The organism is Sphingobacterium shayense (assembly GCF_013179575.1).
Lineage (GTDB): Bacteria > Bacteroidota > Bacteroidia > Sphingobacteriales > Sphingobacteriaceae > Sphingobacterium > Sphingobacterium shayense.
On sequence record NZ_JABMCQ010000117.1, the window covers coordinates 1 to 13,022 of the forward strand.

Annotated in this window: 12 protein-coding genes and 1 pseudogene; 6 read left to right on the plus strand and 7 right to left on the minus strand. The window is 38.6% G+C overall.

The window, feature by feature from the left end; translation table 11 throughout:
* Positions 1-449, minus strand: a pseudogene (locus tag HP439_RS13195) (hypothetical protein); the annotation flags it as partial.
* Between the two features lie 190 nt (positions 450-639).
* Entirely contained in the window at positions 640-3,423 is a 2,784-nt protein-coding gene (leuS, locus tag HP439_RS13200; protein WP_172390807.1) for a leucine--tRNA ligase, read from the minus strand.
* A 216-nt stretch (positions 3,424-3,639) separates the two neighbouring features.
* On the opposite strand from leuS, the gene HP439_RS13205 reads away from it, so the two are divergent.
* Genes HP439_RS13205 through HP439_RS13225 form a run of 5 tightly spaced genes read left to right on the plus strand, consistent with a single transcriptional unit; the run spans position 3,640 to position 7,301 of the window.
* Positions 3,640-4,518 (plus strand): cell division protein FtsX, encoded by an 879-nt coding sequence (locus HP439_RS13205; protein ID WP_172390808.1) that lies wholly within the window; start codon positions 3,640-3,642, stop codon positions 4,516-4,518.
* 11 nt (positions 4,519-4,529) lie between these two features.
* Entirely contained in the window at positions 4,530-4,778 is a 249-nt protein-coding gene (locus HP439_RS13210) for a DUF3098 domain-containing protein (RefSeq protein WP_172390809.1), read from the plus strand.
* Entirely contained in the window at positions 4,778-5,572 is a 795-nt protein-coding gene (locus tag HP439_RS13215) for an undecaprenyl-diphosphate phosphatase (protein WP_172390810.1), read from the plus strand. The genes HP439_RS13210 and HP439_RS13215 overlap by 1 nt, the downstream gene beginning before the upstream one ends.
* On the plus strand, positions 5,573-6,289 hold the full coding sequence (gene truB, locus HP439_RS13220) for a tRNA pseudouridine(55) synthase TruB (protein ID WP_172390811.1): 717 nt from the start codon (positions 5,573-5,575) through the stop codon (positions 6,287-6,289). It begins immediately after the preceding gene.
* Positions 6,290-6,317: 28 nt separating this feature from the next.
* Positions 6,318-7,301: a bifunctional riboflavin kinase/FAD synthetase gene (locus HP439_RS13225; protein ID WP_172390812.1), complete on the plus strand. Its 984-nt coding sequence runs from the start codon at positions 6,318-6,320 to the stop codon at positions 7,299-7,301.
* Between the two features lie 41 nt (positions 7,302-7,342).
* Here HP439_RS13225 and cmk read toward each other — a convergent pair whose 3' ends face one another.
* The 5 genes from cmk to yihA all read right to left on the minus strand — a co-directional run bounded on the left by cmk (position 7,343) and on the right by yihA (position 12,413).
* Positions 7,343-8,032 (minus strand): (d)CMP kinase, encoded by a 690-nt coding sequence (cmk, locus tag HP439_RS13230; RefSeq protein ID WP_172390813.1) that lies wholly within the window; start codon positions 8,030-8,032, stop codon positions 7,343-7,345.
* Positions 8,032-8,445, minus strand: a complete 414-nt coding sequence (locus tag HP439_RS13235) for a hypothetical protein (protein WP_172390814.1) — start codon at positions 8,443-8,445, stop codon at positions 8,032-8,034. Before HP439_RS13235 ends, cmk begins: the two co-directional genes overlap by 1 nt.
* Before the next feature lie 2 nt (positions 8,446-8,447).
* Positions 8,448-10,844 (minus strand): type I DNA topoisomerase, encoded by a 2,397-nt coding sequence (topA, locus tag HP439_RS13240; RefSeq protein ID WP_172390815.1) that lies wholly within the window; start codon positions 10,842-10,844, stop codon positions 8,448-8,450.
* 94 nt (positions 10,845-10,938) lie between these two features.
* The gene (locus HP439_RS13245) at positions 10,939-11,793 is read right to left on the minus strand and encodes a 4-hydroxybenzoate octaprenyltransferase (RefSeq protein ID WP_172390816.1); all 855 of its coding nucleotides are present in this window, start codon (positions 11,791-11,793) and stop codon (positions 10,939-10,941) included.
* A gap of 2 nt (positions 11,794-11,795) precedes the next feature.
* On the minus strand, positions 11,796-12,413 hold the full coding sequence (yihA, locus tag HP439_RS13250) for a ribosome biogenesis GTP-binding protein YihA/YsxC (RefSeq protein ID WP_172390817.1): 618 nt from the start codon (positions 12,411-12,413) through the stop codon (positions 11,796-11,798).
* Between the two features lie 106 nt (positions 12,414-12,519).
* Here yihA and HP439_RS13255 point away from each other — a divergent pair.
* A partial coding sequence (locus HP439_RS13255; protein WP_172390818.1) for an ABC transporter ATP-binding protein occupies positions 12,520-13,022 on the plus strand: 503 nt, incomplete at its 3' end.

Below are 13,022 nucleotides of genomic sequence, written 5' to 3' on the forward strand. Positions count from 1 at the left end.
TGTATAATAGCACCTTTAACCGTGGCTGCTATATTAGGCGTCCACCGATTACTGATTTCCGTTATTAACGGTAAGATTGTATTACAAAGTGCATCAAGCTCTGGATTTGCTGAGCGAAGGTAAGCAGTCTCCTTTTTGAGCTCATCAAAGGCTTCTCCCGAATATACCAAAGCTGTGCCAAACGAATGTTTAACATGTTCAGCATTCTTATCTCGATCTCCTAATCCTATCCCGATACGAGCATCCAACTGAATCGAAATAAGACTCGATTTTATGTAAAATGTTGCTTCAAGAACTTTTTCTATTGCTATTTCTGCCTGGAAACTATCACCTCTAAAAATATCAAATTTATCGGAATAAACAGATAATGCGTTTCGTAGCTCCGGCATCCATACATCGGGATTACCGGTACGTGATTTGACAATATCCCCTGTTATTACTGCTATCATAGTTTTAGCGTTTCCATTCAAATATAACAACTGAATAACTTATCACCAAATTTAATGATAAAATATTTTATCAACAAATACAGTGATAAATTTAATTATCACTAAATACAACGATAATAAAAAGATCGTCCAATTTGAACGATCTTTAACGTGGATAGGTTATGTTAGGATTGACCAATCGAGTTTTCTACTAAACTACAATATTGACAATGCGACCTTTCACAAATATAAATTTTTTCACCACTTTCCCATCGAGATAACGCTGAACATCTGAATTCGACAAAACGGTTTCTTCAACCTGTTTATTATCCAAATCGAGCGCCAAAGACAAATTCATTTTCATTTTTCCGTTAATAGAAACAGGATATGCGAACTCCGATTCAACCAAATAGTTCGGGTTCAACACAGGGTAGCTCGCAAAAGAGATACCTCCTGGCTGATTACCTAGAAGAGACCATAATTCCTCGGTAATGTGAGGAGCATAAGGCTGAAGAACAACAATAAGGTCTTGAAGGATTTCACGCTTATTACACTTCAAATCTGTCAACTCATTAACACAAATCATGAAAGCCGAAACGGAAGTGTTAAAAGAAAAACGATCGATATCCTCTTCGACTTTCTTGATAATTTTATGCAAAGCCTTGTACTCAGCTTTGCTAGGCGTCTCATCCGACACTGCAAAGTTGCCTTGCGCATCGTAGAATAACCTCCAAACCTTACGTAAAAATTTACATACTCCTTCTATCCCATTCGTATTCCATGGTTTAGACTGTTCTAGTGGCCCCAAAAACATCTCATATAAACGAAGCGTATCAGCACCAAAGGATTCAATAATATCATCTGGGTTAACTACGTTAAATTTCGATTTAGACATTTTCTCTACCTCTGTCCCACAGAAATACTTACCATCTTCTAGAATAAACTCGGCCTGCGCAAAATCAGCGCGAAAAGATTTGAATTTTTCGATGTCCAAAACGTCATTATAGACGATACTCACATCGACATGCAATGGAATGGTAGTATATTGATCCTTTAAACCGTGAGAAACAAAAGTGTTCGTACCTTTACCTTGATCGTCTAACAATCGATAAACAAAACTCGATCGACCTTGGATCATCCCTTGATTAATAAGCTTCTTAAAAGGCTCTTCCTGTTGATGATACCCTAAATCTTTTAACACCTTATTCCAGAAACGTGAATATAATAGATGTCCAGTTGCATGTTCGGATCCCCCGATATACAAATCAACTGACTGCCAGTAATCAACAGCAGCCTTAGAAACAAAAGCAGAATCGTTTTCAGGGTCCATGTAGCGGAACCAGTACCAAGACGACCCAGCCCAGCCAGGCATCGTACTCCATTCATAATCAAAATGCCCGTTGTATTTCCAATTTTCAGCTCGTGCCAATGGTGGTTCTCCAGTTTCCGTCGGCAAATATTTATCAACTTCAGGTAACAATAACGGCAGTTCTTTCTCATCAATAAGATAAGGTAGTTTATCTTTAAAATAAACTGGAACAGGTTCTCCCCAATACCGCTGACGACCAAAAATAGCATCACGCATACGATAATTCACCTTAGCTCTACCTAACTTAAGTCCCTCCAATTTAGCAATTAGCGCAGGTACCGCCTCTTGATAAGTCATTCCATTTATGAAATCAGAGTTAATATAATGACCTTCCTTGTTCGAATCAGCCTGTTCCTCAATATTTTGCGAATCTGAAATCGGTATAATAGGTAATTGAAAATGCTTTGCAAAAACGTAATCTCGCTGGTCTCCCGACGGTACTGCCATCACTGCCCCAGTACCATAACCCGCAAGCACATAATCAGCAATCCAAATCTCAACCTTTTCACCTGTCAAAGGATGCTTTGCATATGCACCCGTAAATGCTCCCGAAACCGTCTTTGTATCAGCCATCCGATCAAGTTCAGACTTCTTAGCTGTTTTTTCTTTATACTGCTGAATTACAGATAATTGATCAGCAGAAGTTAAAGCGTCAACCAACTCATGCTCAGGTGCTAAAACTATAAAAGAAACACCATAAATTGTGTCCACACGTGTTGTAAAAACCTCGATAAAGGTATCTAATTCCGGAACAGGAAACTTCACCGTAGCTCCAACAGATTTACCGATCCAATTTTTCTGCATTTCAACAAGGGGCTCTGGCCAATCTAAATCATCTAAGCCACGAAGTAAACGATCTGCATATGCTGTAATGCGCATCGACCATTGCATCATCTTCTTTTGTTCAACCGGAAACCCACCCCGCTCAGAAACACCATTAATTACTTCGTCATTCGCGAGTACAGTTCCTAATGCAGCACACCAATTAACCGTACTTTCACGCAAGTATGCCAACCGGTATTTTAATAATTCAGATTCTTTCTGGTCCTGCGAAAATGCCCTCCAGTCGGATGCCGAAAATTCCGCAACATCATCATCGGACACCGCGTTAAGTCCTATAGATCCCGAAGTTTCAAAATGCTCAACCAAGGTATCAATCGATTCCGCTTTATCGGTCGTTTTATTATACCATGCATTGAACAACTGCATAAAAATCCACTGCGTCCATTTATAATACTTCGGATCCGAGGTACGAACCTCTCTCGACCAATCGAATGAAAAACCAATATTATCTAGTTGTTCTCGGTACCTTTTAATATTTACCTCGGTAGTAATCGCAGGATGTTGTCCAGTCTGAATTGCATATTGCTCCGCAGGTAGACCGAAAGAGTCATACCCCATTGGATGTAGAACATTAAATCCTTTTAGACGCTTATAGCGAGAAAAAATATCAGATGCAATATATCCTAGTGGATGTCCAACATGTAGTCCCGCCCCAGAAGGATAGGGAAACATATCTAAAACATAATATTTTGGTTTATCTGTGCTATCGGATGGTTTAAACGTTCCGTTAGCAGCCCAGAACTTTTGCCATTTTTTTTCTAAAGACTGATGATTGTATTCCATTTTTATAACCTGTTCTACTATTCTCAAAGAGAGGCGAAAATAGCGATTTTACCGCGAAATAGCATTAAAAGTTTCACAATTAACAATAAAATATGCATATTAGATGTTAATTCAATAGAGGAAAAAGAACATCGTTGCTGGAATATATTATATTAAAATATTTCTTTAATGAGCATTATTATTTACTTTCGCATCAAAATACATTAAAAACAACATATGTCGACTCACGAAGAAGGTTCACCAAGAAAGAAAACGAAGTCAGTTTATGTTTCTACTGTCATCAGTATCGCATTAGTATTACTTATGACGGGCTTACTAGGACTTATTTTAGTACACGCAAAGAATTTATCTAAATACGTCAAAGAGAATATCGTTCTCAATATTATCGTTAATGACAATGTCAATGAAGGTAACGTTCTCGCAATGCAAAAAGATATCGAAAAAGATCCGTATGTGTTACGAACCGAGTATATAAGTAAAGAATTAGCCGCAAAAAACCTGAAAGAAGACTTAGGAGAAGACTTTGTGGAATATTTAGGGCATAATCCATTACTACCGTCCATTGATGTTTACCTAAAGGAGCAATATGCTAATACCGATAGTATTCAAAATTTTATACAGAAAGCATCTAAAAGTAGTCGTGTAAAAGAAATAATTTACCAGGAATCACTAATCGATATGGTAAACAAAAACATACGAATCATTGGAATTGTAATTCTAGGATTCACCGTTGTATTGTTAATCATTGCAGTAGCATTGATAAACAATACAATACGTTTGGCTATCTATTCACAGCGTTTCTTAATAAAAAGCATGCAATTAATCGGTGCAACGAAAAACTTCATTCGTAAACCTTATTTATTGTATGGTATCTTTCATGGTTTGCTTGGATCGCTGATAGCCATTTTATTGCTAATTTTTACTTTGCAGTTTGCGCAGCAGCAAATACCAGATTTGGTATTTCTTCGAAACTGGTATGAATTTGGAGCAATATTCGTAATCGTCGTTGTGTTGGGTATCCTAATCTCTGGGTTTAGCACATACTTTGCGGTAACCAAATACTTAAAAGCAAAGTCTCATAGTCTGTACCGATAACATTCATAAACATGTCAGAAAAGAAACAAAAAACAAATACTAAAGTCGAAAATCATGGTTTTGCATTTGAAAAGGTAAATTATCAACTTTTTATCGCAAGTATTGTTACCGTAGCGATTGGATTCTTCCTAATGGCAGGTTCAGAAGATATTTACAGTTTCACTAAAATAACAGTAGCTCCGCTGGTTGTAGTCTTGGGCTTTGCTCTAGGATTCGTCTCTATATTATACAAAACAAAAAATAAAAAAGCACAAGATTAATGACCTATTTTCAGGCGATTGTATTAGCAATCATTGAAGGACTGACAGAATTTCTCCCTGTATCATCCACGGGACATATGATTATCGGAACCGCTCTAATGGGCATGGAACCGTCTCCTTTTGTAAAACTTTTCACAATAGTGATTCAACTAGGTACCATCCTTTCGGTATTGGTACTATACTTTAAACGATTCTTTAAATCGTTGGATTTCTACTACAAACTGATAGTCGCAGCGATTCCTGCATCTATCTTGGGTCTAATCTTAAACGACTTTATAGATTCTTTACTTGAAAGTCCATTGATGGTTGCAGTAATGCTCGTAATCGGAGGAGTCGTGTTACTTTTCGTCGACAAATGGTTTAATAAACCGCAGTTAGAAAACTCTGATGATATCACCTATAAACAAGCATTTATCATCGGCTGGTACCAATGTTTAGCACTTATCCCGGGAACATCTCGCTCCGCAAGTACTATTGTCGGAGGAATGACCCAAAAACTAACAAGGAAAGCTGCTGCGGAGTTTTCATTCTTTCTAGCTATCCCTATGATGTTAGGAGCATCCATTGTTAAACTTTACAAGTTTCTCAAAGAAGGACATAGCTTTACTGGAGAGGAAATCAATTTGCTTGTTGTAGGGAATATAGTTGGCTTTATTGTAGCAATCATTGCGATAAAAAGTTTCATAAATGTGTTAACAAAATATGGTTTCAAAGCATTTGGTTGGTACCGAATACTTGTTGGATTGGTGATTATTGGATTAATATTAAGCGGTAAAAGTCTGCAAATCATATAAATGACAAATTTAGACGATACAAAATCTTCTGCTTTTAATTTTGCAGAAGGTGAAGTTTTATTGGTGGATAAACCTTTAAACTGGACGAGCTTTGATGTGGTGGGAAAACTACGCAATAGCATGAAGCCCCTTAAAATAAAAGTCGGACATGCCGGTACGTTAGATCCCTTAGCAACCGGATTACTTATTTTATGTACCGGTAAATTCACAAAAAAAATTGAATCTTTCCAAGCCGAAGATAAGGAATACACCGGAACAATAACCATAGGTGCCTCAACCCCCTCCTACGATCTAGAAACTAGTGTTGATCATACCTTCGACTACTCAAATATCACCGAAGATGATCTGTATAAAGCAACGGAAAGATTTATTGGCGAGATCTCGCAATTTCCTCCCGCCCATTCAGCTATAAAAATTAACGGTGAACGGATATACGAAAAGGCCCGACGAGGAGAAGAAGTGGAACTTAAAGCGAGAAATGTAAAAGTGAACGCTTTCGAAATTGAACGAATAGAATTACCAAACGTACATTTCAGAATTGAATGTAGCAAAGGAACCTATATTCGGTCGATTGCACACGATTTTGGAAAAGAACTGGGTATCGGGGCACATCTAAGCAGCTTAAGACGGACTAAAAGCGGAAAACTTAATGTCCAAGATGCTTGGAATTTGGACGAGCTGGTACAGGCCATTAAAGCGCAAAAAGAAACAAATTAACATTTAGCTAATCCTACTTTTATTAGGAATGAAAATATATAGAAACCTAGGTGAGTTTAAACCTCTATCGAATGCCGTCGTTACAATCGGTACATTTGATGGCGTCCATATAGGACACCAAAAGATCTTATCTAAGTTAAAAGAGTGTGCATACAATATCGGTGGAGAAACGGTATTACTAACTTTTTTTCCTCACCCACGTTTAATAATTAACCCAAATGACGAAAGCTTACGGTTAATTAATGATATCGAAGAAAAAGCGAACCGACTAGCATTGGCGGGAATCGATCACTTGATAATCACTCCGTTCACCCGAGATTTTTCAAATCTTAGTCCGGAACAGTATATTAACGAAGTACTTGTTGGACAACTTGGCACAAAACAAATTGTTATTGGATATGACCATCATTTTGGTAAAGATAGACAAGGATCGATACTGGACTTAAAACATTATTCGACGATTTATGATTTCGCTGTAGAGCAAATTCCAGAGCAGGATATTGAAGATGTTGCTGTCTCCTCCACGCGAATACGTGAGTCATTAATTAAAGGTGATATTGAGACGGCCAATAAATATCTCGGATATAATTTCGAGCTAACTGGAACAGTGGTGCGTGGGGATCAAATTGGCAGAGAGATCGGATTTCCTACAGCAAATCTCAATGTATTAGAAAATCACAAGCTAATTCCTGCATATGGTATATATGCAGTAGAGGCCGAAATCTATTCCAATGTACCGTCAATTAATACTGGTAGATACGTAGAACCTCGACCGGAATGCATCGAGAAAGGGATGGCGTATATTGGTACACGTCCAACTGTAGACGGGATGACACGAAAAATTGAAATTAATCTTCTAGACTTCAAAGATGACATCTACGGGAAAACGATACGCGTAAAATTCTTAAAATTCATCCGACACGACCAATGGTATGAATCCTTAGACATCATGAAAGAACAAATCAAGTTGGATGAAAAAGCGATTCGTGATTTTTTCCAGCAGAAAAAATAATAACATATTAAAAAACTACAGAAACAAAGGCTGGCAATATCTTAAATGCTAGCCTTTTCTTTTCGTCGATTATATGCTTCTATAACAATTTTCAACTGTTCTTCTTGCGAAAGATATGAATTGTCCAGCACAATGGCGTCTTCTGCCTGACGTAACGGGCTCTCCTGACGTGTCGAATCAATGTAATCTCGATGAGCTAGGTTGTCTCGGACTTCTTCCATCGTAATCGTTTCGCCTTTCGCCGTGAGCTCTGCAAATCGACGCTCGGCACGGACATTTGGGCTCGCCGTCATAAAAATTTTCAAATCAGCGTGTGGGAAAACAGTTGTACCAATATCTCGCCCATCCATGACTATATTTTTACTTCTGCCTAATTTCTGTTGCTGAGCAACCATTGCTTGACGTACAGCTTTGATCGCACTAACTTCGCTAACAAATTCAGACACATACATCAATCTTATTTCCTCCGATACATCTTCATCATTCAACAGGATTTGAACTTTTTCGCCATTGGGAACAAAATCGATGTGTATATTTTCCAATGCTTGAACGATCGACACTTCGCTATTAAGATCAACATGGTTACGTATAAAATACAGGGTAACAGCTCTGTACATCGCACCGCTATCGATAAATACGAATTGTAATTCCTTCGCTAATGCTTTTGCCACCGTACTCTTACCACAGGACGAAAACCCATCAATTGCAATTATAAAATTTGAATTGTTCATTATTTAGTCCCTCCTATTACAATTCCTGGTTTATTCACTAATGGGACTTTTATCAAGTTCTCGTCCACGATACTTTCAGGTAAAAAAATATATTTTTTATCGTATATAGTTTGGTCGATATAGTAGCTTAACCAATATTCATTTGTCAATCCGAATACTTGCGAATCGATTATCTCTATCTTCACCGTCTGCTCTGCACCAACGGCTCCGATAAAATGTCTTAACGTTGTAGTTTTAACCTCTCGCCCATTCTTTTTACCGTAGCCTTTGGAAGTAACAAGGACATTCGATAATGGAACTTCTTTTTCGTTAATTAAGTATACAGACCAAACAGCGTCGGTCGGTGTTTCATTTTCAAGAACCACCGCAATGGATATATCTTCAACAATGTTATCAGGTAGATCCTCTTTCATACTTATTTCTTCGGTTTACTTTTTGTCGTCGCTTTTTTCTTCGCTTTCGTGGGGGCTGCTTTTGCTGTTGTTACAGTTTTCTTCGCGGCTTTCGCTTTACCCTTTGGATCAGCATCTGCCCATTTCAAAACATCCTGATAAGTAATTGTCGATACATCTGTGTCTTTTGGTATTTTGATATTTTGTTTTCCCAAACGTATAAACGGACCCCAGCGACCATTTTCGATTCGAGCTTCTTCGTTTTCTTCAAACACACGAATTATCTTATCAATATCTTTTTGCCGCTTCTCTTTAATAATTTCTATGGCTTGCTCTTTAGTGACGTCCATCGGATCCAAACCTTTAGGTAGGGAATAGAATGCGCTTGCATGACGAATATAGGGACCAAATCGACCGATAGCGACAGTCATTTCCTTTTCTTCAAATTCACCTACTTTTTTAGGTAATTTAAAAAGATCCATCGCCTCCTCAAATGTTATAGTTTCGATCATTTGCCCTTTTCTTAGAGACGCAAATCGTGGCTTCTCTTCGTCGTCTGCACTACCGATCTGCACCAGCGGCCCGAAACGGCCTACGCGTACAGTGACAGGTTTTCCGGTTTCCGAATCAAGTCCTAATTCACGTTCGTGAGTTGCTCGGTCAGCATTTTCCAAGGTATCTTGTATTCCTTCATGAAAAGGGCCGTAAAACTCAGAAAGCATTTTTGTCCATTCCTTTTCACCTTGTGCAATCTCATCAAACTCCTTCTCCACTTTGGCGGTGAAATGATAATCGATAATGTCGTTAAAGTGCTCAACCAAAAAATCGTTTACTAGAACGCCAATATCGGTTGGAAACATTTTTGATCGTTCTGCACCGGTCATTTCTGTTTTGACTTGTTCTTCAACGCTCTCATCGTGAATTGACAATACGACAAATTTGCGTTCTCGGCCGTCCCTATCTTCTTTAACGACGTAGCCACGATTCTGAATAGTAGAAATTGTGGGTGCGTAAGTGGACGGTCTACCTATGCCGAGCTCTTCTAATTTTTTCACCAATGAAGCTTCTGTAAAACGTGCAGGAGGTCTCGAAAAACGTTCAGTCGCTTGCATCGATTTCAATGTCAAATTTTGTCCCTTCGCTAATGGCGGTAAAAGTGCATTTTCATCGCTTTGCTCTGCGTGGGAATCAGAATCTTCATCTGTAGATTCCATATACACTTTCAAAAACCCATCAAATTTCATAACTTCACCACTCGCAACAAGCTCTTCATTACGGGTTGAAACAGATATTTTAGCAGTAGTCTTTTCGAATTCGGCCTCGCTCATTTGAGACGCTATTGCCCGCTTCCAAATGAGCTCATATAAACGTCCTTCACTTCCGCCTTCCGAAATAGTATGATTCGAAAAATACGTCGGACGAATGGCCTCATGGGCTTCTTGTGCCCCAGCAGATTTAGTTTTAAAACGGCGTAACTTATGATATTTGTCACCGTATGCATTAACGATTTCCTTTTCCGCCGCTTGTATTGCAGTATCGCTCAAGTTTACAGAATCTGTCCGCATATAGGTTATATGTCCAGCCTCATACAACCGCTGAGCAAGTTGCATTGTCCGAGCAACAGAGTAGCCTAATTTTCTACTAGCTTCTTGTTGTAAAGTGGAGGTCGTAAACGGAGCCGCAGGCGAACGCTTTGCCGGCTTTTTCTCCAGTGAGTTGATCTGGAAGAACGCCTGTATACAATCTTTCAAAAACTGGCTAGCATCATCCTTTTTTGCAAATCGCTGTGGTAACTCTGCTTTAAACTGTTCCTTCGCGTTCTCCGTTGAAAAAAGGGCTAGAACTTTAAATGAAGCTTCTGCCTGAAATTTATTTATCTCTCGCTCCCTTTCAACGATCAGCCGAACGGCAACAGACTGCACTCGACCTGCGGATAACGATGGTTTAACTTTACGCCATAACACGGGTGACAGTTCAAAACCTACCAATCGGTCTAATACGCGTCGAGCTTGCTGAGCATTCACTAAATTATAATCGATTCGTCTTGGTTGCTCGATCGCTTTTAAAATAGCGGGTTTAGTGATCTCATGGAAGACAATCCGTTTAGTTTTATCTTCATTGAGGGATAAGGTTTCAAATAGATGCCACGATATAGCTTCTCCTTCCCGATCCTCATCGGATGCTAACCATACCATCTCGGCTGCCTTAGCAAGCTTCTTTAACTCGCTAACTACCGCCTTTTTATCCGACGGCACTTCATATTTTTGTTTAAAATCATTCCCTGTATCAATCGCATCATCGGTCTTCACCAAATCGCGGATATGTCCATAACTCGACTTCACTAAAAAGTCTTTCCCTAGATATCCTTCTATTGTTTTTGCTTTCGCTGGTGACTCTACAATCAGTAAGTTCTTTGCCATTTAAAATAATGATTTCTGCAAATAAAGCTATTTCAAAGTGGAATGGCAATAAATTTTGCCAGTTCGAGGAAAAAAATAAATTATTTTGCAATGTTTAAACTAAGAAAACTATGTCAAGCAAATAGAAGATTGCAAAAATTACAGATGCAATTCCATTCGTTGTCATAAAGGCTCTATCAACACGACTTAAATCTGTTGGAGATACTATTCGATGTTGATAGATCAACAAGAGCCCATAAAAAATAACCCCTAGGAAATAAAACCAACTTACTGGCATATAAAACGCAGGAAGGAGCACGAATATAAAAGATATGACGTGTAGTATGCGTGAAATTCTTAACGCCTTTATTCCTCCAAAGTAAGCGGGAATAGAGTTCAATCCGTTCTTGCGATCAAACTCTTCGTCCTGTAATGCATATATTATATCAAAACCGCCGGACCAGCACATAACTGCAAGACCATAGAAAACAGGAATGACAGCGAAAGAATTAGCAACGACCAAATAGGCTCCTATTGGGGCTAATCCCAAACCAATGCCCAGCACAAGATGGCATAGTGGTGTGATCCGTTTGGTGTAACTGTAGAACAATACCACAAACAAAGCGACAAATGAGAGATAAAAGCAAAGCATATTTATAAAATACGTTGCTCCTATAAATACCAAACAATTTACAATTGTAAAACCCAATGCATTTCGCGCCGAAATTTTCCCAGCAGGAATGTCCCGCATGGCGGTACGTGGATTCTCAGCATCGATATCACGATCCAAATATCGATTAAAGGCCATAGCAGCATTACGTGCGGTAACCATACAAACTAACATCAATAACAATCGCTTCCACTCAAACAGTTGATCTGTTATTTGAATAGCAAGAAAAAAACCGATAACCGCAAAAGGCAGCGCAAAAACGCTGTGTGCAAAAAGCACTAATGACATATACTTCTTCATTGCTAATGCTGAATCACTGGTGCTTCGAAACTACCATTTATTTCATCAATTGCAATCAATATTTCTCCCGTCCCTAACTTGGTCTCCGAGGAAGTAATAAAATGTTGCGGAACCTCTTCAAACCAATTCAATAATGCACGTCTAAATTTCGCTACATTCTGATCAGATTTAACTCCTGATTGCTTATCTGCCTTGGTAAATACTAATAAAAAAGGAAGTCCTTGTTCGCCCAACCAACAGCAAAATTCAAGATCAATCTTTTGCGGTTCATGGCGGCTATCTATTAACACAAAAATACATTGTAAATTCTCTCTACGAGTAAGGTATTGACGTATAAATTTTTCCCATTCTGCTCTGTTTTTCTTCGAAGTTTGTGCAAAACCATAACCTGGTAAATCCACTAGGTACCAATCGTCATTAATAATAAAATGATTAATGAGCTGTGTTTTACCTGGCCGTTGGGACGTCTTTGCCAAACCTTTTTTATGCAATAACGCATTGATCAACGAAGATTTACCGACATTTGAACGACCAATAAAAGCATATTCCGGCATACTCGGAGCCGGAAGTTTCCCTACCTGTGTGTTACTGCACACAAACTCTGCAGATTTTATAAGCATACACAAAGGTAAAAAAATCTCATTGCTATTAACAATTGATTTTTTTCGTCAATACCTTACTGTTTTCGAATAATTCTGCTATTTTTAACCAAACTCCAATAACCAAATGCTTGAAATTAATAATATCGTCAAACAATACAGCACTCACCGAGCCTTAGATAATGTATCCATGACTATTCGAAAAGGAAGCATTTTTGGCTTGCTTGGACCTAACGGTGCTGGAAAAACGACATTAATTCGGATAATTAATCAAATTAATGCTCCGGACAGTGGAGAGATAATTTTCGATGGTGAAAAACTTCAGCCTAAACACATTGAGCGTATAGGATACCTTCCTGAAGAAAGGGGACTGTACAAAAAGATGAAAATAGGTGAACAAATGCTTTACCTGGCGCAACTTAAAGGATTAAAAAGAAATGAGGCAAACCACAGGATAAGGTATTGGTTTGATAAGCTCGATATTCAATCGTGGTGGGACAAAAAAGTTGAAGACTTGAGTAAGGGCATGCAACAAAAAGTCCAATTCGTTGCGACTGTCGTGCACGAACCAGATTTAATTATTCTCGATGAACCTTTCTCCGGATTTGATCCTGTGAACGCACAAATTAT